Source organism: Pseudorhizobium halotolerans, from assembly GCF_902153235.2.
GTDB lineage: Bacteria > Pseudomonadota > Alphaproteobacteria > Rhizobiales > Rhizobiaceae > Neorhizobium > Neorhizobium flavum.
Window position 1 is genome coordinate 68,844 of sequence record NZ_CABFWE030000002.1, and the last position, 21,301, is coordinate 90,144.

Consider the following 21,301-nt stretch of genomic DNA (forward strand, 5'->3'; position numbering starts at 1 on the left):
TCATCTTTAAATTGAACACACAAGACAACCGTCGCGCAAATGACTGTCATCCTCCACCTCCAACCCTCCCAAGGTTTCGACGAGGGACAGTGATTTGCGATTGGCTCTCTTTTTCGTCTGAGCTTTTTCCCAGTCCGCCTTTATCTTTGCCACACGCTCAGGTTTTGCCAGCTCTCGAAGGGATTCATTCTGGCACCAATAGAACTGCTCACCGAACTGAACCGCTTTTTCTTCGTAGGCCTGCGCCAACTCAAAATACTCGGGATGTGTTTCGAGGAGTCGAACCCATTCGATCTTCTGCTGATAGAAGCAGAAATAGCATCCCGATCGCGATCGTCCCCAGTCCATGTAAGGAGGCAACCCTAGCCCGGAATCTTCCAGTATCCGGATGATATCGGCCCGGACCAGGCCGTCATCTTGGAAAGGATAAACAGCGAGAATGTTCGGCTTTGTACTAATGTATCCCGATCGGTTTTCGTCGGCCCTGAGGCCGACATAGTTGATCACAGGGCCATCGCCGACATAGGCCTCGAAAGGCTTGAGCTTCAGCATTTTTGTGCACCACCGTCGGTGGTTCGAGGGGAGCATGCCCCGATAAACGGTCAGCCAGTGGTCAAAGCTGTCGGTTGGTGTCGTCCGAACGATCGGCTTGCCCAGAATCGCCTCAAGGCGGCCGATGTAGTCATATGTCTCAGGAAGTTCTTTGTCCGTGTCGTGAAAGATATATTCGATCTCGGGAACGCGGTCGCGCAGGTAAATTGCCAGCGCCGCGCTATCCTTGCCTCCGGAAAGACTCAGAATGTGCCGTGGTCGCTCTGTACCGAAGGACGTTGATATCCGAAAAGCGTAATCAGTGGTCATGCTGTTTTCTTCCATCAGCCGCTTGGTCAGGCGTCTTATCCGCGGACGGGGCTCCGTTTGCTCGTTCCAGTTCCTCCCAAAGGAGATTTGCCAGGATCTGGATGCGTTGCGTTTCGCCCTGGGGCAGTCGCTTCGCCAGCGCGTTCATCGAGTCTTGATCAGCCTGATCGAGTGCAACTGGATGGAGGACGCGCAGGAGATCCCTTCCGTCACCACGAGTAAGATTCAGGCGAATAGCGTCAATGTCGGGCCGGTCCTCAGATGTTGAGAAGACTGTGCTTTCGACCTTCGCGAAGACTTCTGCCAGCGCACCGATCTCCTCAATGAACCGGACCTCGTCACCGGGCAGCCAGCGATTTGGGGGTTTTGCCACCACGAAACTCGCGAGTGACTCAGCCCATGCCTCATCATGTAGGGCAGGATCCCTTAGCCGCAGCGCAAACGCACGAAGTCGGGGCTCTCGAGCGGCAAGAGACACACGAGCACCTCGAGATGCCAACGCTACGCGGTCAAAATGGACGGAATCCTGACCGATCGCTTCGGCCGTCCTCTTCACAATCCGTTTGATGAGATCACCATAGGTGTTTTGAAGCTCGCGGATCGCATCGGTGAAGCGCCCGATAAACTCCTCCACGGAGCCATTATCGGCTTCATCGATGCGGAAAGTTGGCAGGCCGCAGGCGTGGGGCAGATCGGCGAATAGTAAAGTTGCCGGTTCCCTCGCGGAAAGAAGCGCATCGCGCACGGCAAGGGTGGTCGGCGACAATGCCTTTGCCTTCCGCGTGTATTCCGGAAGTTTTGCCGCGAACTGGCAGAGCTGTGTCACGACATCAAGCAGCACCGGCTGACGCCCCTCAACTCCTGTCGCAAAGAGATTGGCGAGGCGTATGAAGACGTCGGATCGTACCCCCTCCACACTGCAGTGCTGGATCTCGAACGCCTGCGGCGCCTTCGTAAGGCGCAAGAATTCCATCGCACCAAATGTCGGGAGAAACGTACCGTTTTCGTAGAGAGCGAGTTCGTGCCCGTGCACTTTGACGACGAGAGCCAATAAAATCGGCGCTAGTCCATCCCGCACGCCGTATGGCTGTCCCGCCAGGCTCGCCAGAATGTCCGTGATCGCGATGCGGCAGCCCTTGCCTTCACGCACCATGGCAAGAATTCTGGTTAGGCTGGGCCGTAGATGAAGAGGGTCATTTGAAGGCGCCGGGATTTGGAGCGTGAGGGCGTCGCCATCTGCAACATGCAAGGCGCCCCGTCGTAGCACCGAGAGATACATCGACTTTTCCGGAGGCGCTTTGCGCTCATCGATGCCGAGAAGAGGCTTCTCCGGGGCATTGAATATCCCTTCGATTAACCGCATGCGCGCAGATGCGGCCGCACTACTTAAGACGTTGCGATTGATCAACTCATTCGTGACATGTGGGGCAAGCGGAAAAAGATCCGAGCAAATCTGCGAGACGATCTTCGGCAGCTTGCCAACCGCAGTGAATGCCTCTCCTCTATAAATCCACTCCATCCCATGATTGCTGTCGGCTTTGATGAGCTCATTGAATTGAGCACGCAGCGCCTGCCGCGAACGGACGATCTGGCGTTGAACCTCCGCCGATGCGAAATCATCGTTTTCCAGGTCGGGAGTGTTGCTCTCCACCCATTGCCAGATCATGACATCGCGCAGGTGTGAAGCGAGATGCCACACGGGAGGAGTAAGAGCGACAAGGATCGCCGGGTTTTCGGCGATTTGCGGCGTCATGGCCGTATCCCTTGCGCTCTTCTGCTGTTCCTTTTGATCGACAAGGGTCAATACGATCAGGCCATCGGCATTCGTCGGTTTAGCGGCGGCTTTGCTAACCTCTTCGGCAGATGCGTATCGAAGTTCGAAATAGCGCATGGTGCCGGTCTCAAGATAATGCCGTCGAGCCAATACCATTTCGCCGTCGAGAAAATTGCCGAGCGCCGGTGCCACCGCTTCGACCTCACCGACCGCCCGTCTTGCCGCCTCGACGGCGCCCGAAAGGTTGATGCTCGACGTCGGCCACAGACGAAATGCGCCAGTGCCACCGCGTTTGAACAGCAATCCCGCCTGACCAAGGTTCTCGATCGCATCGTTGACATCGTCACTGGCAAACACCGACAGGCAGGCGGGTACGCTGCTTTCAGTTGGCAACAGATCGTCAGCATCCAGGAGGTTCAAAAGCCCAACGGTCTTCAGAACTTTTAGCTCGAGCGGATTGACATCGACACAGCTATCAATCGTCGCGACGATGCGGAGCCAGTGGGTTTGGTAGTTTGCCGCCGATATGCGGTGGCCGAATGTGCTTCGAACGTAATCGTAAAATTGCGGAATATCGAACCAGCCTGCTCCGAGTTGTGTGGATGCCGCATAAGACTGCAGGCCCATCGGCTCACTTGAGAGCAGAAACCCGAAAAGCGATCGTTCACTTTGGCCAAACTGCGAAAAGAACCGCACCATCGCCGGGAGAAGAGCCGGGTGCAGCGGGTAACAACTTGCGGGGTCGAGCGCGAATCCACGACCACCCAGCCAGCCAATCCGAGTGCATTTGTCTAGCGCCGTATCGGCCTGCGCTTTCACATCCCTGGAAAGCCTATCTCGATCGACTCCAAGCGCGCCGGCAGCCAGAGCGGCCGTGTGGATCAGCCGCTGATCGAAGACAATTTCCTCGAACCGACCGGCCACTTTTTCCCATTCATGGCGCAGCGCTAACGGCAGGCGTTCTGCATAGGCTTGGAAACCCTGGTGCAAGATCCCGAGAAGCAGGAATGGATTTGCGCTGCTTCGGGCCGCCAATTCGGCTAGACGTTGAAGCGCGAACACGTCTTCTCGGTCCGGGTTCATCGCTGCATATTCAAGCAGCTTCCCCAGCTCGTCGATGACCAGCAAAATACCGAGGTCACGCTCGGAGGCGCGCTTCAGGAGCTGGGATATCAATTGCTCCAATGCTCGGATGGAACCCGTCGTTTCACATGCCTCCAGTGCTAGTTGGAGACGCGGATTAAGTATGTCGACCGCATTCTGAAGCGTCAGGCTTTCGCGAACACCGCGGGCAATGGCGGCAGGGATACTCTCGCGACTGCCTGTGACGAGAATAGGAAGTAGCTGTCTGTCGGTGTCTGCCTGTGCCCAGCCAATTGCCTTCGCCAGTCGCTGCGTGTCCTGGCCTGCGGGATCACTCAACAAGCGGGCCAAGACTAGCGCCATGGAAGACTTGCCCACGCCATAGTCGCCCGTAATGCGCCAGGCGCGCCGCTTCGATCCGGCGCGGAGGCTCGCAAGAATTTGGTGCAACGCAGCCGCCACGGGTGGAGTGATGATGTAGCTTTCCAGCGCGGCTTCGTCCAAGAAGTCCTTTTCCAGCTGGATCGATCGGAGAAACCGGCCAGGGATCGAAAAAACGTCGGCAATCGTTGTTGTGGTCAGCTCAACCATTTAGGATTGCCTCATTCTTATAGATGGCTCTCGCGCTCGCCTTCTGGTTGGTATCGCGCGTCAACAGACCTTGAATTGCCGAAGGCCGATAGGTGAGGCCATACCTGCGATCGCGGGAAAGCGCCTCCAGACGGGCACGAACATCATCTTCCGGAAGCTTGAAGGATTGCCCGGGCGCTCCCGGGGCGGACAGGATGTTTCGAACAAGGAGCGTCTTTTCCCCCGACGCAACCCGATCCCAATAGTCAAGAACGGCGTAAGCGAACAGATCATTGGAAATTTCGGGCTTCGGTTCCTTTCGGAAGGCGTATACCGGTTCCCTACGCCCGGCTTCCCCACGACGTTCACCGGTCTGCTGTAGTAGGCGCAATTCCACGAGCGGACCATCGAGCGAGTCTTCAATGCCGACTCGAGAGCTTCGCGCTGACTGATATGTGTGTAGAAACACGTCCAGATGCTGGCTCAGCGTGACGCTGGAATGGGAATATCCCAGGCGTTGCGATTGCCGCAGGAACGCGGCAAGAGCCTCAGAACGCGAGAATTCCGCATAAGGCCAAGCACCGAGTAGATAGTGCCATGCAAACAAACCCGGCGTCACCGCAGAGGAGAGGTTCCAGTGCAGCAACCAGAGTGTCCTCGTATCCTCCAAAAATGGGTCGCAGCCCTCCGCTCCGAAAATTGTGTGGCCCAACTCAGTGATCGTGTGAGTGCGGTCCGCAGCAGGGCGGGCGATACCCATAGCGTCTACCCAAAAACGCAGGGACCGTACCATGTTCTTGCCAATGCCTAACTCAACCATCGCGGCATCCTCGTCGAAGAAAATGCCAGGGTCAGCAGCGATCGCGCGGTAGGCTTTGGGGAGCCAGGCATATCGACAGGCGAAGGTTTCGTGCCCTGAAAATCGATAACTGGCTTGCCCGTCGGCGATGGCCATGTCAAACATGGGTTCCCCCGGTAAAATCGTGTCGAACTTCATTAATCGCCTCCGCGATGAGCTTAGCGGCGCGCTCAACCTCGTCCAAAGTCGTGGAGCGCCCAAGGCCAATACGCAGGCAGCTTTCGAGCAGTGCGGAAGGCAATCCCATTGCCTGCAACACATGCGATGGCTCCTGTGCTCCGGCATTGCATGCAGAGCCCGTCGACAGCGAGACCTTTCCCCGAAGCCTGTTCAACACAATATCGTTGGGTGCGCCGGCGGCGGAGAGATGCAGATTGTGAGGAAGGCGACTGGTGCTATCGCCGTTGACTTTGAGATCAGGCACCAGAGAGATCAATCGCGCCTGAAGGCGATCGCGCAGCATTGCAAGGCGTTCATTCTCCTCTCGACCCTCAAGCTCCATGAGTCGGCACGCGTGCCCCATTGCCACGGCCCCAGCGACGTTCGGCGTCGGATTATGGGCTCCTTGGAGGCCATAGACAGACGAGCGGTCGAAACTTGCGGAGACAAGCGCACCCACGCCCTTGGGGCCGTATATCTTGTGCGCGCTGAGAACGATGTAATCGAGAATGTCATCGTCCAAATCGAGCGCCATTCTCCCGATCGCCTGTGTCGCGTCGACCAACACGAGTGCGCCGTGGTGATGGGCAAGATGGGTGACCTTCCTCACGGGATAGATCGTGCCGACCTCGTTGTTGGCCGCCATGACACAGATTAGGTCGACCCCGCCTGTAAGCACGCGCTCCACGCTTTGCCAATTGAGTTGAGCGTTCTCGTCGACCTCGATCCACGACTTCTCCACGAGACCCAAACGTTCGGCCCGCAGAACAGTGTCTATTACAGCTTTATGCTCAACCCGGGTCATCGCCACGCGCAGGGGAGCGGAGTGCGTGGCGATTGCATGTGAAATTGCCAGTTGAATGGCTTCAGTCGACCCCGCGGTGAAATGGACTTGTTCTGGCTCGGCTGACAGGATCCGAGCGATTGTTTCCTTGGCATCTGCCACCGCGCGGGCGGCCCGCTCACCATGGATGTTTTCGACACCGTTCGCATTGCCGTATTCTTCAGCCATCATTTTCACGACGACTTCCAGGACGCGGGAATCGACGGGTGTCGTAGCATGGTGATCGAGGTAAATTGGCCCGGATCCAGCTATCGGCTCGAGAGCTTTGATTGCGACGACTTCATTCATCGAAGGCCGCCTTTATCATTCCCGCCGTTAGGCCGTGCGGACGCTGGATTTTTATCTCAATGTTGCAGCCAAGCTGGACGAGCCAGCGAATTAATTGGTCGGTGCTCACGCTGTCGCTGCGGCCGGAGAGAATTTTCGAGAGGGTTGGCTGATCTGTCGAGCAGAGTTTTGCAGTCCGCGTTTGACTCAACCCCGTTTCTGCGATGACTCGGCTCAAGATCAGTCGCAGATCAGTCCGCAGCGCATGTGGCACGTCGGAGGACGTGACGCTGGAAACGCTGCTGTTGCATAGGCCGCCCATACGCCAACCTCTAGATGATTCGCCATTTCGCAATATGGAAAATATTCCATGGGATCAGCAAGAGGAGGGCGGCCGCAAGACATCAGGTATCACAACTTAATTAGCGCCGTTGGGGCCGACGCGGGAAGATGTATGGTTGCCTAAGTGGAGATTGTTCGGTGAAAATCGCCCAGATTCTGTCCCGGAAGTCTAGAATATACAGCATTCGCTAATGAAAGACCAAAGATCGGCGTCAGACTTGGAAGAAAAGCGGTTGAGGGAGCGTATAATGCCGAAAGATAGATTCACGTCCTATCATGACCTTCTGAAGGTCTACACGCGTGGTAAAGATTTCTCGGTGTCAACGCGAGTTGGAGCAAACCGCCCCGATGTCCTGATCATGGCACCCCATGGTGGCAAAATCGAGATGCGAACCGCTGAGATCGCGGACGCAGCGGCCGCCGAAGACTACTCCTGTTACATGTTTGAAGCGAAATTGCCTTCAAACAATCGATACGAAATGCATATCGCCTCAGAGAGATACGACGTTCCCGATGCGTTAGACGCGGTCAAGACGGCAAAAGTCGTCATTGCTTTGCATGGACGAGTTGACGACGAGGACGCCTCAAGAATCTGGATGGGCGGGCTTGATGCCGAGGTATGCAAATCAATCGGCGACGCATTGGAAAACGCGGGGTTTCCGGTTCTCTATGACCCGCCGAGATTTAAGGGCACCCACCCTAGCAATATCTGTAACCGCGGCACCACCAAGGCAGGCGTGCAGCTAGAAATTCCGCTATCGCTTCGACAAGCTTTCAAGAAGGACGCTGCTTACGAGAAGGTGCTGGTCTCAACGCTGAGATCAGCGATTGCCGGCTCTCACACGGAGCCAACTTCACTTGCGGCTAAAGCTTAGAAGTTTTGATTCCCCCTGAAACTCGCTCCAGCCTTTCATCGAAGGTCTGAGCCATGATCCACGTTCCCGGTTGCTCAGCTGAAATAATTGCATTAGCCGACCTGCTCCACCGTCAGCGTGCCTGCGGCAAGCGGCTTGATCAGCGATTGGGCTGAGACGGTCGGATCGAGCCAGTCTGCCCATGTGCCGCGTTCCAGGATGGCAATCTGACGGTCGTGGTACGGCGCGATGTCCGGTCCCGGCTCCATCGTCAGCATGGTGAAGGCTTGCCCGACCTCCGGCGTTTCGCGCCAGATGCCGGCAATGCAGAAGATCGGTTCGTCCTTCTTGGTGAACAGCCACTTGTCCTTGCGCTTCTTCTTCGGATCCTTTGGGTCGGTGAACTCGTAAAAGCCGTCAGCAATGATCAGGCAGCGATTGGAACTGAACTCTCGCCCCTCCGACCGGAAATTGTACACCGGCCGTTTGTTCGGCCCAGGCCAGCTCCAGCGCCGCTGCACGAGCTCGGCCTTATCCCGTGCGCCGTCGATCGTTCTGACGATCGGCCCGACATCGGTGATCTTGATGTCCTCGCGCGCTTCGAGGTTCGGTATGCCTTCACCAAAGCGGATCTTAATCTTCAGATCGGCGAAGTCCTTTGCGATAGAAGCAGCATCCACCATCAGCCGATAATCATTGCACATGCGTACTCCGTCTCAGGTCTGGTTGTCTCTCAATGGTGTTCCTGATATGTTCTATCTATGCCGAGCGCAAAGGTTTTCCAGTCCGACGCCCCGCTTGATGAGCGCCGCGTGATCATAAGGTGCCATGACGGCGATGTAGAGATGGTGGAGCTGCCGTGGGGCCTGCGTCCACGCGACGGCGGTGCGCGCGCCGTGAACGTTGTTCGATCGGAAGGGAAGATGTTTCCGACCCACCGCTGCCTGGTACCGGCCTCGGAGTTTCGCCATAGGAGCTTCAGCTTTTCCCTCGCCAATGGTGACTGGTTCTACTTCGCGGGGATTTGGCGGCCGGCGATCAACGACTGGCCTGAGGCATATGCCATCCTGACGATCGAGCCGAATGCCGATCTCGCGCCGTTTCACGACCGACAGATGGCGGTGCTGACACGAGATCAACGCATGGGCTGGCTCGACGGGCTTGTGCCCGAGGATGAAATCCTTCGCCCGCTGCCGGCGGGGACATTCCGGGTCAAGCGCCACTCGATCGATCCTGTCCAGGCAACGCTGGCGGTCTAAAGCGCCAACCGCAACTGCGGCGCCACTTCGGAGGTCTGCCGTTCCAATGATGACAGCATGACGCCAAGCAGACGGATTCCCCTGCGCGGCGGAAAGATCGGCGCGAGAAGCAGGCCGATCACCTCCTCGAGATCGCCGATCGTTTGCAGAGGTGCCGTAACGGTCTTGCTGCGGGTGATCTGGCTGAAGTCGGCATACTTGACCTTGAGCGTTACCGTCTTGGCGCCGATCTCATTGGCCTCGCAATAGCTCCAGACTTTCTCGATCAGCGGCTGAAGACCTTCGCGCGCCGGCTCAAAGGAGTGGATATCCTCGGAGAACGTGTCTTCCGCGCCGACGGATTTCCGCACCCGGTTCGGCTTGACCTGGCGATTGTCGATGCCGCGGGCAATTCCATAAAAATATGGTCCCGACTTCCCGAAGTGTTCGACCAGGAACTCGAGCGTCTTCTCCTTGAGGTCTGCGCCCGTCTCGATCTCGAGCCTATGCATCTTTTCGGCCGTTGCGGGGCCCACGCCATGGAATTTCTTGACGGGGAGGGCCTCGACGAAGGCCGGCCCGTTCTTCGGCGTAATGACAGCCTGACCATTGGGCTTGTTGAGGTCGGATGCCATCTTGGCGAGGAACTTGTTGTAGGAAATCCCGGCCGACGCATTGAGGCCGGTGACCCGCTTGATCTTCGCCCGAATTTCCGCGGCGATCTCGGTGGCGATCTCCATACCCTTCAGGTTTTCGGTGACGTCGAGATAGGCCTCGTCGAGCGACAGTGGCTCGATCATCGGCGTGTATTCGGCAAAGATCGAGCGGATCTGCAACGAGACGGCCTTGTAGACGTCGAACCGCGGCCTAACGAAGATGAGGTCGGGGCATTTGCGCTTCGCGGTCACCGAAGGCATCGCCGAATGAACACCGAACTTCCGTGCCTCGTAGCTGGCGGCCGCCACCACACCGCGGGCGGCAGGATAGCCGACGGCAACCGGCAGACCGCGTAGCTCGGGATTGTCGCGCTGTTCGACCGATGCGTAGAACGCGTCCATATCCACATGCACGATCTTGCGCAGCCGCTCGCTGCCTTCGTCGTTTGTCATGGCCTAGCTTTCGTCACGACCATCTGTATCGCCTAGACATGGGAAGTGTGCGTGGCATTTGTCACCCTCCGGCGTTTGCATGTGCTCGCAGCCCATCGCCATGCGCCGGCGTATTGCCGCGAAGCTTACACCGGCACCAAATGCTTTCACCAACTGCTTGCGCTCAAGCGCGCAGTGGCGATGACATCGGCGACAGATGAATTCAAGGACCGGCTCGTGTTGATCCTTCAGTCTCGGACCCAGATCGTTCACAGGCTGCCGTCGGCGCATGCGAAAAAATTCCCATTCCTGCCATCGAATTGAATCCATTCACGGAATTCTTCGATGCGCACTCTCGCTCAACTTCCGCGCGCCACATGCGCATTGACTCATTTTCGCTTTGAGAACAAATACAGAACATAATTCACCATCTCAAGCCGAAAACGGGTTGCCGTAAAGGAGATCATGACCGCAGCCGTCGCCACTTCGAACCCCGTCCTCGACGCGTTGCGCGAGAAAATCGCCAGCCTGGAAGGGGGCACCCTGCGCAATCGAAGCGTTTTGCCGTTCGGAGTCCCGGAGATCGATGCGCAGCTGCCGGGAGGTGGGCTCGCCTATGGCGCGCTGCACGAAATGGCCGGCGGTGGCAACGGCGCGATCGACGGGGCGGCCGCGGCCCTCTTCATCGGCGGCATCGCCGCCCGCACCTCCGGCAAAGTGGTGTGGTGCCTAACGCGCTTCGATCTCTTCTTCCCGGCGCTGGCCCAGGTCGGGCTTCATCCCGACCGGGTCATCTTCGTCGAATGCGACAGGGAAGAAACGGTGCTCGCAAGCTTCGAGGAGGCCTTGCGCTATGGCGGGCTAGGCGCCGTTGTCGCCGAACTGGTGCGCCTGCCGATGACTGCATCGCGCCGGCTGCAGCTTGCGGCGGAGAAGTCGGGGACATTGGGCCTGGTGATCCGCCGATGGCGCCGCCAGACGGAGGCCTCGGACTTCGGCATGCCGACCGCGGCGGCAACCCGCTGGCGGATCTCGGTGCTGCCGTCCGAGCCGCTGCCCGTACCGGGTGTCGGGCGGGCGCGATGGCTGGTGGAACTGATGCGGGTCCGGGCAGGGGAGGGAGGAGAATTTATTATCGGAGCATGCGATGGCCAGGGTCGTATCTGTCTTTCTTCCGACACTGCCGACCGACCGGATCAGGCGAGCCGATCCTTCGCTATCGGTTGAAACACCGCTGGTGGTGATCGCCAGGAGCGGCTCGAAGCGGTGGGTTGCGGCGGCCGATGGGGCAGCTCTCAAACTCGGCCTCCGCGTTGCCATGCCGGCCGCCAAGGCGCAGGCGCTGGTTCAGGGCCTGGTGATGATCGATGCCGATCCGGCGGCTGATCTCGCGACGCTGGAACGGCTGACGCTCTGGGCCTTGTCGCAATATTCTCCGGTTGTCGCGATGGATCCTCCCGATGGTATCGTCATGGATACCGAAGGCGCCGATCATCTTCAGGGCGGCGAGGAACTGATGCTGTCGGGCCTCGTCAATCGCTTCCGCGGCCGAGGTCTCGCTGCCCGTGCGGCAATCGCCGATACCTGGGGGGCCGCGCATGCGCTTGCCCGGACCACAGATCGTGAGACGGTAATCGTCGGGCGCGGCGAGACCGCCAGGGCCGTGAACCGGCTGCCACTGTCGTCTCTGCGGCTGCCGGCGGAAACTGTTCAAAGCCTCCGAACCCTCGGCTTTGCCACCGTCGGCGATCTTGCCGCCACGCCGCGCGCACCGCTGACCCTGCGCTTCGGTCCGGAGGTCGCACGGCGTCTCGACCAGATGTTAGCCCATATCGCCGAGCCGATCGATCCGATCCGGCCTGCGGACCTCGTCGAGGTCCAAAAATCCTTTGCTGAACCGATCGGCGCGCCGGAAACGATTGAGAAATACGTGAGCCGTCTGGTGCGGCAGCTCTGTCTGGAGCTCGAGAAGCGCGGACTGGGCGTACGACGCGCCGACCTCATCGTCCATCGCGTCGATAACACCATGCAGGCGATCCGGGCGGGCACGGCCAAACCGGTCCGGGATATCGCCTGGGTGACAAAACTCTTCCGCGATCGCATCGAGAGGATCGAACCCGGCTTCGGCATCGAGAGGCTCAGCCTCGCCGCAACCGTCGCCGAACCGCTGATCGAGGCTCAGTCGGCGTCGTCGCTCATTGAAGAGCAGGTTACCGATGTGACGCCGCTCATCGATGTCCTTGGCAATCGTGGCGGCCAGCGGATTTTCCGCGTCGCGCCGGTTGCAAGCGACGTTCCGGAGCGCAGCGTCCAGCGGATCGCGCCGACGGCCGACGAGGACGGCACCACCTGGCCGCTCCATTGGCCAAGACCGCCTCGACTTCTGGCGAGTCCCGAACCGATAGAAGTGATTGCCCTTTTGCCGGATCATCCGCCGGTCTCGTTTACCTGGCGCGGCAAGCGGCGCCGGGTGAAGCGCGCCGACGGACCGGAGCGGATCTTTGGCGAATGGTGGAAACGCAGCTCCGAATGGGTTGCGGTCCGCGACTATTTCGTCGTCGAGGATGACAGCGGCGAGCGTTTCTGGATTTTCCGATCCGGCGACGGCGTCGATGCGGAAACAGGATCGCATAAGTGGTTCATGCACGGGATGTTTGCGTGATGCGCTACGCCGAGCTCCAGGTCACCACCCATTTCTCGTTCCTGAGGGGCGCAAGCTCGGCTGCGGAATTATTCGCGACGGCAAAGGTCCTGGGCATCGAAGCGCTCGGGGTCGTCGATCGCAACAGCCTCGCCGGCATCGTCCGCGCGCTGGAGGCGTCGCGCGCCACCGGCCTGCGACTTGTCGTCGGCTGCCGACTCGATTTGGTGGATGGCATGTCGATCCTGGTCTATCCGACCGATCGCCCCGCCTATTCGCGGCTGACAAGGCTGTTGACCTTGGGCAAGGGCCGGGGCGGGAAAGCGAAGTGCATCCTGCATCTCGCTGACGTGGCGCTCTATGCCGAAGGTCTGATCGGTATCCTGGTGCCGGACATGCCCGACGAGGTCTGCGCCGTGCAGCTGCGGAAGATGACCGAGCTCTTCGGCGACCGCGCCTATGCCTCGCTCTGCCTGCGCCGCCGGCCGAACGATCAGCTGCGGCTGCATGAGCTCTCGAACCTGGCGGCGAAGCATCGGGTGAAGACGGTGGTCACCAACGACGTGCTGTTTCATGAGCAAGGACGCCGGCAGTTGCAGGATGTCGTCACCTGCATCCGGACCGGAACCACCATCGACGATGTCGGCTTCGAACGCGAGCGGCACGCTGACCGCTATCTGAAGCCGCCGGAAGAAATGGCGCGTCTCTTTCCCCGTTACCCGGAAGCGCTGGCACGCACGATGGAAATCGTTGAGCGCTGCCGGTTCTCGCTCGAAGAGCTCGTCTATCAATATCCGGAAGAGGCGCTGATCTCGGGCATGACCGCACAGCAGTCGCTCGAGCACTACACCTGGGAGGGCGTCAAGACGCGCTATCCCGAAGGTCTGCCGGCACATGTCGAAAAGACGATCCGCTACGAACTGGCGCTGATCGAGACGATGCGTTACGCGCCCTATTTCCTGACGGTATTCTCGATCGTCCGCTATGCCCGAGCGCAAGGCATTCTCTGCCAGGGTAGGGGATCGGCCGCCAATTCTGCCGTCTGTTATGTGCTCGGCATCACGTCGATCGATCCCGACACCAATGATTTGCTCTTCGAGCGCTTCGTCTCCCAAGAACGCGACGAGCCGCCCGACATCGACGTCGATTTCGAACACGAACGCCGCGAAGAGGTGATCCAGTGGATCTACAAGACCTACGGCCATGATAAGGCCGCGCTCTGCTCGACCGTCACCCGCTATCGCGCCAAGGGTGCCATTCGCGATGTCGGCAAGGCGCTGGGCCTGCCGGAGGATCTGATCAAGGCGCTCTCCTCCGGCATCTGGTCCTGGTCGGAGACCGTCGGCGAGCGGCAGGTGCGCGATCTCGGCCTCAATCCGGACGATCGGCGTCTCGCCCTGACCCTAGGGCTTGCCCAGCAGTTGATGGGAGCGCCGCGGCATCTGGGCCAGCACCCTGGTGGATTTGTTCTAACCCATGACAGGCTCGATCATCTCGTGCCGATCGAACCGGCGGCCATGGTCGACCGACAGGTGATCGAATGGGACAAGGACGACATCGAGGCGCTGAGATTCATGAAGGTCGACGTGCTGGCACTGGGCATGCTGACCTGCATGGCAAAGGCTTTTGCACTGATCGCCGAGCACAAGCATCAGGATATAGATCTTGCCACCATCCCGCAGGAGGATCCGGCCACCTACGCGATGATCCGTAAGGCCGATACGCTCGGCACCTTCCAGATCGAAAGCCGCGCCCAGATGTCGATGCTCCCACGCATGAAGCCGAGGACCTTTTATGACCTTGTGATCCAGGTCGCCATCGTGCGGCCGGGTCCGATTCAGGGGGACATGGTGCATCCCTATCTGCGCCGGCGCGAGGGCAAGGAAAAGGTCGAGTACCCGACACCGGAACTGGAGGCGGTCCTCCACAAGACGCTGGGCGTGCCACTGTTTCAGGAGTCGGCGATGAAGGTGGCCATGGTCTGTGCGGGGTTTACGGGCGGGGAAGCCGATCAGCTCCGGAAATCCATGGCGACCTTCAAGTTCACCGGTGGCGTTTCGAAATTCAAGGACAAGCTCGTCTCGGGGATGGTCCGGAACGGCTATTCGCCGGAATTCGCCGAGAAGACATTCTCGCAACTGGAAGGCTTCGGGTCCTACGGATTTCCCGAAAGCCATGCAGCCTCCTTCGCGCTCATCGCCTATGCCTCCAACTATGTGAAATGCCATTTTCCGGACGTCTTCTGCGCTGCGCTTCTGAACTCGCAGCCGATGGGCTTTTATGCCCCAGCGCAAATCGTCGCCGACGCACGGAAACACAGCGTTGAGGTCCGTTCAATCTGCATCAACCGCTCGCGCTGGGACTGCACGCTCGAGCCGATCGAAGGCACCGATCGGCACGCGGTGCGGCTCGGCATGCGCCTAGTACGCGGATTGGCGACCGCCGACGCGGCACGTATCGTAGCCGCCCGCGCCGACGAACCCTTTGCAACGGTTGACGACATGTGGCGGCGGTCGGGCGTACCCGTTGCTTCGCTCGTCAAACTCGTCGAAGCCGATGCCTACCTGCCGTCCCTCCGACTTGAGCGGCGTGACGCACTCTGGGCAATCAAGGCGCTGCGCGACGAGCCGCTTCCCCTGTTCACTGCCGCGGCGGAACGGGAGGCGCGCGCCATCGCCGAGCAGCAGGAGCCGGTCGTTGAGCTCAGGCAGATGAACGAAGGCCATAACGTCGTCGAGGACTATAGCCATACCGGCCTGACGCTTCGGCATCATCCGTTGAGCTTCCTGCGCGGCGACCTCACCAGGCGGCGGATCGTCACCTGTGCCGAGGCCATGACGGCGCGCGACGGTCAATGGCTGATGGCCGCCGGCCTGGTTCTGGTGCGCCAGCGGCCGGGTTCGGCAAAGGGCGTGATGTTCATCACCATCGAGGACGAGACCGGTGTGGCCAATGTCGTAGTCTGGCCAAAGCTCTTCGAGCGGTCGCGTCGGGTGGTGCTCGGCGCCAGCATGATGGCAATCAACGGCAGGATCCAGCGGGAAGGCGACGTGGTGCACCTGGTCGCCCAGCAACTCTTCGACCTCTCGGCCGATCTGTCGAGCCTTGCCGAGCGCGATGGCGAATTCCAGCTGCCGACCGGCCGCGGCGACGAATTTGCCCATGGCTCTCCCGGAGCTCCGGATTCCCGCCAGCGGCCGGGGGTTGTTCGGTCGAGGGATATGTTCACGCCGGATCTTCATATCGACAATCTGAAGATCAAGAGCCGGAATTTTCAGTGACAAGAGGCAGAGGAGTGGATCTGCAGTTCCAATCCCTTCAAGATCATTGTTGTGAGCCTGAGGGAAAGAGCGTGGTTTCGGCAGTGATGCTGGGTGAGTGAGTGAAAGAATTGCGCTGGAAAACAGGTACTTGGTTGATGTCATCGCCAAACAGCCCGTTGCGCCTCCAAAAGCAGGCTGTTTGTTGCTTTCTGAACGGTCACAACCCATCGCAACAGTCTGACCCTCAGGAAAATCGCAGTGCTTGACCGACGAAAAAAGCAACACTCTCAAATGACCGTCCAGTTCCATAAGGTATGTTATGCGATATGTTATAACATTACGCGTTTTCCAAGTGCGACATTCCTATAAAAACAAAGGCTTCGCCCTGGAGATTTTTGGATGCCGCTCTGCTGTTCGCAGCTCACCCTTTCCGATCGCCGACGTTTGCATCAGTTGATGGAACGCAAGGTTCCTGTCGGTTGAGATCGCCCGCCAACTTGGCCAGCATCGTTCGACGATCTATCGTGAACTGAAGCGCAATACTTTTTATGATCGCGAGTTTCCGGAATACAGCGGTTATTGCAGCGGCATCGCCAACGAAATCTCGAAGGAGCGTCGGCGACCTGCAATTACGCAAACTGGTCATCGAACAGCTGAAGGCACTTTGGTCGCCGGAGCAGATCGCCGGCCGTCTGCTTGCCGACGGTGTGAGCGCCGTCCGCGTCTGCACCGAGACGATCTATCGCTTCATCTATGGCAAGGAAGACTATGTGCTGGAGCTCTATCGGCATCTTCCGGAAGGCCATCGCAAGCGCCGCCCACGCCGCTCCCGCAAGCCCCGCGACGGCTCGATCCCGTTGGACTGCAGGATCAGCCACGCCCTGATTTCATTGCCGATCGCTCGCAGTTCGGCCACTGGGAGGGCGATCTGCTGATCTTCCGGCGCGACCTCGGTGACGCCAATGTCACCTCGCTGGTCGAGCGCAAGAGCCGCTGCACGGTAATGATCAAGAATGGCAGCCGTCACTCTCGTCCGCTCATCGACAAGATCGTCGATGCCTTCTCACCACTACCCGCCTTGGCCCGGCAGAGCTTCACCTTCGACCGTGGTACCGAGTTTCGCGGTTGCAAGGCTTTGGAAGATGGACTCGGCGCCAGAAGCTGGTTCTGTGATCCGAATTCACCGTGGCAGAAAGGTCTGACGTGTTCGACGCAGTGGCATAGGTTCCATGAGTCGGATAGCGGCTCCTGCTGCATGAGGAGCTGAAATCGAGGCGGTCTCGCGGCGCGATTGAACTTGCTTCACCGCGACTGAATTTCAGCCTATCAATGCAGGGGAGGCCAAGGGCTGAACGGCGACCGATAGGTCTCGGGGTCCTCCACGATCTCGAACATGCGGCGCACGTTGTGCCCAACCACATCCGTATTGTCGAAGAGATTGCCATATGCAGAAGCAACTTCTCCCAATCCATCAGGCAATTTGCTGGAAGCATACTTCATGAGGATTCGCGTGGCTCTCTCTTTATACGGAATTTTTCTTGGGACCAACGTCAGGATCACTGCGCCGGCTTTCAATGAGTAACCCAGCAGTTTGCCGCCGTAATAGCCGGCTGCATACATGCGGGTGGTCCATGGTCCGATGGTCCTAAAGGTCTGGAGCCCATTGGACAAGTAACCCGGGTAGCGGCCGGCATAAATCGAGTCTGGGCCCTTGTACTCCGGGCTGTAGCTGTCAAGCTTCTCATCAAAGTATTCGTTGTAATGCAGCCCGAGGCCGTACTCAATCTCACGATCGCCGAAGTCACGACCTAACCGATCATCGAACCAATCATTATACTCGATGTCGAATACATCATCCGGCGGCTCGTACGCATCATCGCTTCCATGGTCCGGGCCCTCTTCCTCTAAGGAGTCTTCCTCAAAGGAGTCTTCGTCCGCGTCACCACCGGAATCGCCTAAATCCCCCTCGTCGGAGTACAACGAGATAGGGTAAGTGACGCTGAACGCCCGAATCCCAGGCTCTTCCGATTTATGCTCCTCGGCGCGATCGACTGGGTCCATCGGCAAACTTTGGCGATCCGTTGCCGCGTATAGCCCGGAGCGATTGGTTTCCATTGACCAACGCTGTTTCTGCGGTTCCTCCTTAGTCGCTTCCTCCACAGGCGCCTGCACTTGCTCATCTTTTGCATCGAGATGAACTTGTGCACCTCGTTGTCCGAGGTCCGGAGCGGCGCCAACCGTTAGATTATTGTCCGCCAGGGTGGTCGTTGCCGTCTGCGCCGCAGCGGGCGAAGTGAGACAAACAAGGGCAAACACCAGCGACCTAAACATAGTCAGCAAGCACCTTATTCGCACGAGAGACCAAGTGCCTTTATTTTGCTTTCCATCCCGGTCCTGCCGTTCGCGTCCGCAGCGACGTATTCCTCAGGCACTATACGGACCCGAACGTCCGCACTCAGGATATTTAGCCGCCGCTCGGCGTCACCGGATTCATCCCTCACGGAGAACTGGACTTTGGATTTCGTCCCGTCCGCACTGAGCACCGGCGGACCTAGCAAATAGCCGGTCAATGTGGGTATGGGTTCGTTGTCTGCCTCGGGGATCTCCGCAAAGCTGTAAATGCGGTAACGAGGGTCGTGCCGAGTAAAGCTAATCGCGACCTGATGGTCGGACGTCTCGATGAAATTGAGCACGTGTTTTCGATCGAGGTCGACGGTGATCTTTTTGTGGAAGGGGGATACCACAGTCGCGATTTTGTCCCCCTCGTTCACGCGCTGGCCCTCTCTGACATAACTTCGAACTACAGTGCACCGCTCGGGGCAAGTTAGCATTCCCAGCTGTCGCTCACCGCGGACGATGCGAGCACGAAAGGCTGCACTTCGAGAGGCTAGTGAAAGGTTGTCAAGAAACTGTGGAAGCTCGAATGCTCGCATATAATCTGAATATTGGAAACGCGTATTGACGCTGTGCTCCTTCGTCCATTCAGGATCATTGCCCCATGTGAATGAAGTTGATTGGCCCGCGAACAGGTAGGCTCGATTTGATCTTTTGGCCGGCTCCTCATTCTTCCGCGGCACGGGGATGTTTTTATTCTGCTGAAGAGCAAATAGGAAATCCTCGTGCTCCCGCATGTGGCTCTGCCAGTTGCTCATCGCCTTGCCGCGTGTAGATGCACTGGAAGCCCCCGACTCCTCCAAATCGGCAAGCTGTTCGCGTGCCCATAGCGCCTCATTAGTCACCCAAGCAACTACGTCTGAGGTTTGGTCTTGAGCAATTATGTACCTGAGCGGCCCTCTGATCGGGCGCTTGAGATCGATTCGGTCGTAATACACACCCTCTCTCGGCGGCCACGCCACGAAGCCGGGCATGGGTGAAAGGATGTCGTAAGAATATTCGTGTTCGATCCGGGCGGGATACTCGTGATCGAAACACGCCGCCAGCGACACAGGGGGCGTGCTCAGGCAAGTGAAGACTGTGAGCGTCTGCGCAACACTCCGAGGAATACCCATGGGCTGCCCCTCCCTACTGAAACTATGACATGAATCTCCAGTGGGTCACTTCGCCCAAATGGATTAATTCAAGCACCGAAAGGGAGAGGTGCTGAGAGACCTTAAGCCTTCTTCAAGGATCCGCCCTCCTCTACCCTCGCAGTCGAGGAACCGCCGGAAACATTAACCACGAAGGAACTAGCCGCCACCCTTGCGAGGGTCGAGGCGAAGCTTTCTTTGGATCGCGGCCGTCGCTTTGATCGTGAGCCTGCTCACGGGCTGATAATTAGACCTTCCGTAAAAACGACGGGGCGGCGCGACTAGGTTCTGCCGTGATCCCTCTTGACCCAAGCTCTTACCATGCGCTCATAGTCAGCAAAGAGGATCTGGTCTGGTGCAACTCCCGCATCGTTGGCGATTTCTGGAAGACCTGCAACGAAGCGATCGTAGCTGTCGAGTATCACGTCTGGCGATGGAATGGTTCTCCTGCGTGAGACAGTTACCAGCCAGTCCCGAACGATTGCCACTATGCGACGGGGTTGCCCCTCGTGCGCGGTAATGTCTATCCCAGCTAAGTCGGAGATGAACATTTGGTAGCGGTATTGCTCAACGTCTAAAACTAAGCAGCGCTTGCTCTTCTGTGTTTCATCGCCAAATCGCTTCGCACCAAGAAATAGCCCCAGTTCCAGAGGCATGTTGAACCGGGGAAGGCGGTTTACCACGTCCAATTCCGTTCTTGAAAGATCGTGGATCCCATAACGGCATTCATCGATAATGCGATAGAGCTTGTCTATTCGGGTCTCGGCGCCATCATCCATCTCTTTGGCGCAGCGAGCACGGAAACCGCACCCAATAACGGCGAAGACCAACGCTTCAAAACTCGGTTTGAAGTCGTTGTCGAACGGACAATTAATGAAAACGTCCTTGGTGCCCCCCGCCATGCGACGCTTACTTTTTCGTCCTCGAAAGGTAAGCGCCGACGGCGCGATCTGCGTCAGCCTGACTTATGTGCGCGCGCTTTGTGGCAGGTTGTTGCGACAGCACGGAAGCGGCCAGCGACTTGCCCGACTTCTCAGACCTGCCCGAGCTACCGGAGATCTTTTTGAAGGAGCCCGTCTTTGCATGTTTGGTGGTTGCCGTGTTCTTAGCCATATCACTTGAATAGCACGGCTCCCTTCCGGCGTCATCACTGCTGGCGCCCAACCCGCTCACCTTTTCCGGCATTTCGGCTGAGCCCCGCCTAGCGGCTGCGATCGCAGTCCGTCGACTGCGGTGGGCGCGGCTCGACCCGTCGTTGCAATTTCCGGTCCCGCTGTTCTGCTTGTCGCGGCCGCGCTCTCCACGATCGTTCTCACGGGTGTCACGCATTGGAGGCGCCGCGATGCGAGCGGGCGTCGACTGCGCGGCTGGTGGAGGTCTTCGCGACGATGCCCTGCTCCACAACATGGTCGCGACCGGCCGCGGACTTCGTCTCGAGCGCCGTTGCGCAATCGGTATAGAGACTCAGGAAACCGATGTGCTTGGCCGATCGCGAGGGGCTTCCAAGACGGAATTCATCTCATTGGCGTTCAGGGTGCCACGTGTCGCGATCAGGTAAGCCGCCATATAGGCCAGCTTCAGCCTCGATTCCCGATCGCCCCGCGGCCGATAATTGACGATCGCCAGCCGGCCGGCTTCTTCATCCCGCGCAACATCTAGCAATCGGTTTGCATAGGCTACGTTCGTAACCTCGCTGGCCGCCCTGCGTTCATCCCACGCACGAACGGCGTCCGCGGTCGCTAGTTGCGCCGCGATATGCCGATCCATCAAGTCGCAAAGGGCAACCGCAGTTTCCGCCCCACTCTCTTCTTTTTGTCCCGCCTCACGCTCCGTCGCTGACGCACTCAAGGCCGTGCTCGCGCGTGGAGAAATGGACCCGGCACCACGGGACGAACGCGAACTGGATGACGACAACAGTAGCATGGTGGAAT

General features: G+C 58.7%; 17 protein-coding genes and 1 pseudogene. 6 read left to right on the forward strand and 12 right to left on the reverse strand.

The genetic code is table 11. The features are described 5' to 3' along the window. Nucleotides 1-6: 6 nt before the first annotated feature. Genes FN060_RS02880 through FN060_RS23490 form a run of 5 tightly spaced genes read right to left on the reverse strand, consistent with a single transcriptional unit; the run spans nucleotide 7 to nucleotide 6,739 of the window. Nucleotides 7-861 carry a phosphoadenosine phosphosulfate reductase family protein gene (locus tag FN060_RS02880; protein ID WP_142586809.1) on the reverse strand — a complete coding sequence of 285 codons (855 nt, stop codon included), beginning with the start codon at nucleotides 859-861 and terminating at the stop codon, nucleotides 7-9. After that, complete coding sequence (locus tag FN060_RS02885) at nucleotides 851-4,309, reverse strand: ATP-binding protein (RefSeq protein ID WP_142586810.1); 3,459 nt, start codon at nucleotides 4,307-4,309, stop codon at nucleotides 851-853. Before FN060_RS02885 ends, FN060_RS02880 begins: the two co-directional genes overlap by 11 nt. Further along, nucleotides 4,302-5,285 carry a DUF4007 family protein gene (locus tag FN060_RS02890; RefSeq protein WP_210310806.1) on the reverse strand — a complete coding sequence of 328 codons (984 nt, stop codon included), beginning with the start codon at nucleotides 5,283-5,285 and terminating at the stop codon, nucleotides 4,302-4,304. The genes FN060_RS02885 and FN060_RS02890 overlap by 8 nt, the downstream gene beginning before the upstream one ends. After that, the gene (locus tag FN060_RS02895) at nucleotides 5,245-6,438 is read right to left on the reverse strand and encodes a cysteine desulfurase family protein (RefSeq protein WP_142586811.1); all 1,194 of its coding nucleotides are present in this window, start codon (nucleotides 6,436-6,438) and stop codon (nucleotides 5,245-5,247) included. Before FN060_RS02895 ends, FN060_RS02890 begins: the two co-directional genes overlap by 41 nt. Beyond that, entirely contained in the window at nucleotides 6,431-6,739 is a 309-nt protein-coding gene (locus FN060_RS23490; RefSeq protein WP_142586812.1) for an XRE family transcriptional regulator, read from the reverse strand. The genes FN060_RS02895 and FN060_RS23490 overlap by 8 nt, the downstream gene beginning before the upstream one ends. Before the next feature lie 268 nt (nucleotides 6,740-7,007). Between FN060_RS23490 and FN060_RS02905 the strand changes: the two genes are divergently transcribed. Beyond that, a complete protein-coding gene (locus FN060_RS02905) occupies nucleotides 7,008-7,634 on the forward strand; it encodes a poly-gamma-glutamate hydrolase family protein (protein ID WP_183950018.1) in 627 nt (208 codons plus the stop codon). 92 nt (nucleotides 7,635-7,726) lie between these two features. Here FN060_RS02905 and FN060_RS02910 read toward each other — a convergent pair whose 3' ends face one another. Continuing rightward, on the reverse strand, nucleotides 7,727-8,317 hold the full coding sequence (locus FN060_RS02910) for an SOS response-associated peptidase (protein ID WP_142586814.1): 591 nt from the start codon (nucleotides 8,315-8,317) through the stop codon (nucleotides 7,727-7,729). 57 nt (nucleotides 8,318-8,374) lie between these two features. On the opposite strand from FN060_RS02910, the gene FN060_RS02915 reads away from it, so the two are divergent. Continuing rightward, the gene (locus tag FN060_RS02915) at nucleotides 8,375-8,872 is read left to right on the forward strand and encodes an SOS response-associated peptidase family protein (protein WP_142586815.1); all 498 of its coding nucleotides are present in this window, start codon (nucleotides 8,375-8,377) and stop codon (nucleotides 8,870-8,872) included. On the opposite strand, the gene dinB is transcribed toward FN060_RS02915, so the two are convergent. Together dinB and FN060_RS23020 are read right to left on the reverse strand one after the other, a co-directional pair. Then, a complete protein-coding gene (gene dinB, locus FN060_RS02920; protein WP_142586816.1) occupies nucleotides 8,869-9,960 on the reverse strand; it encodes a DNA polymerase IV in 1,092 nt (363 codons plus the stop codon). The two genes, FN060_RS02915 and dinB, sit on opposite strands and share 4 nt — an antisense overlap. A gap of 3 nt (nucleotides 9,961-9,963) precedes the next feature. Continuing rightward, complete coding sequence (locus tag FN060_RS23020) at nucleotides 9,964-10,230, reverse strand: hypothetical protein (protein ID WP_142586851.1); 267 nt, start codon at nucleotides 10,228-10,230, stop codon at nucleotides 9,964-9,966. 174 nt (nucleotides 10,231-10,404) lie between these two features. Between FN060_RS23020 and FN060_RS02930 the strand changes: the two genes are divergently transcribed. The 4 genes and pseudogenes from FN060_RS02930 to FN060_RS02945 all read left to right on the forward strand — a co-directional run. Beyond that, the gene (locus tag FN060_RS02930) at nucleotides 10,405-11,166 is read left to right on the forward strand and encodes an ImuA family protein (RefSeq protein WP_142586817.1); all 762 of its coding nucleotides are present in this window, start codon (nucleotides 10,405-10,407) and stop codon (nucleotides 11,164-11,166) included. Next, a complete protein-coding gene (locus FN060_RS02935) occupies nucleotides 11,087-12,601 on the forward strand; it encodes a Y-family DNA polymerase (RefSeq protein ID WP_183950022.1) in 1,515 nt (504 codons plus the stop codon). Before FN060_RS02930 ends, FN060_RS02935 begins: the two co-directional genes overlap by 80 nt. Next, nucleotides 12,601-15,861 carry an error-prone DNA polymerase gene (locus tag FN060_RS02940; RefSeq protein ID WP_142586818.1) on the forward strand — a complete coding sequence of 1,087 codons (3,261 nt, stop codon included), beginning with the start codon at nucleotides 12,601-12,603 and terminating at the stop codon, nucleotides 15,859-15,861. The genes FN060_RS02935 and FN060_RS02940 overlap by 1 nt, the downstream gene beginning before the upstream one ends. A gap of 381 nt (nucleotides 15,862-16,242) precedes the next feature. Further along, nucleotides 16,243-17,056: pseudogene (locus tag FN060_RS02945) on the forward strand (IS30 family transposase); the annotation flags it as partial. Between the two features lie 113 nt (nucleotides 17,057-17,169). Here FN060_RS02945 and FN060_RS02950 read toward each other — a convergent pair. The 4 genes from FN060_RS02950 to FN060_RS02965 all read right to left on the reverse strand — a co-directional run bounded on the left by FN060_RS02950 (nucleotide 17,170) and on the right by FN060_RS02965 (nucleotide 21,137). After that, nucleotides 17,170-18,174: a hypothetical protein gene (locus FN060_RS02950; protein WP_142586819.1), complete on the reverse strand. Its 1,005-nt coding sequence runs from the start codon at nucleotides 18,172-18,174 to the stop codon at nucleotides 17,170-17,172. Between the two features lie 14 nt (nucleotides 18,175-18,188). Continuing rightward, complete coding sequence (locus FN060_RS02955; protein ID WP_142586820.1) at nucleotides 18,189-19,352, reverse strand: hypothetical protein; 1,164 nt, start codon at nucleotides 19,350-19,352, stop codon at nucleotides 18,189-18,191. A 299-nt stretch (nucleotides 19,353-19,651) separates the two neighbouring features. Further along, the gene (locus FN060_RS02960) at nucleotides 19,652-20,272 is read right to left on the reverse strand and encodes a hypothetical protein (RefSeq protein ID WP_142586821.1); all 621 of its coding nucleotides are present in this window, start codon (nucleotides 20,270-20,272) and stop codon (nucleotides 19,652-19,654) included. A gap of 562 nt (nucleotides 20,273-20,834) precedes the next feature. Then, a complete protein-coding gene (locus tag FN060_RS02965; RefSeq protein ID WP_142586822.1) occupies nucleotides 20,835-21,137 on the reverse strand; it encodes a hypothetical protein in 303 nt (100 codons plus the stop codon). Between the last annotated feature and the right edge of the window lie 164 nt (nucleotides 21,138-21,301).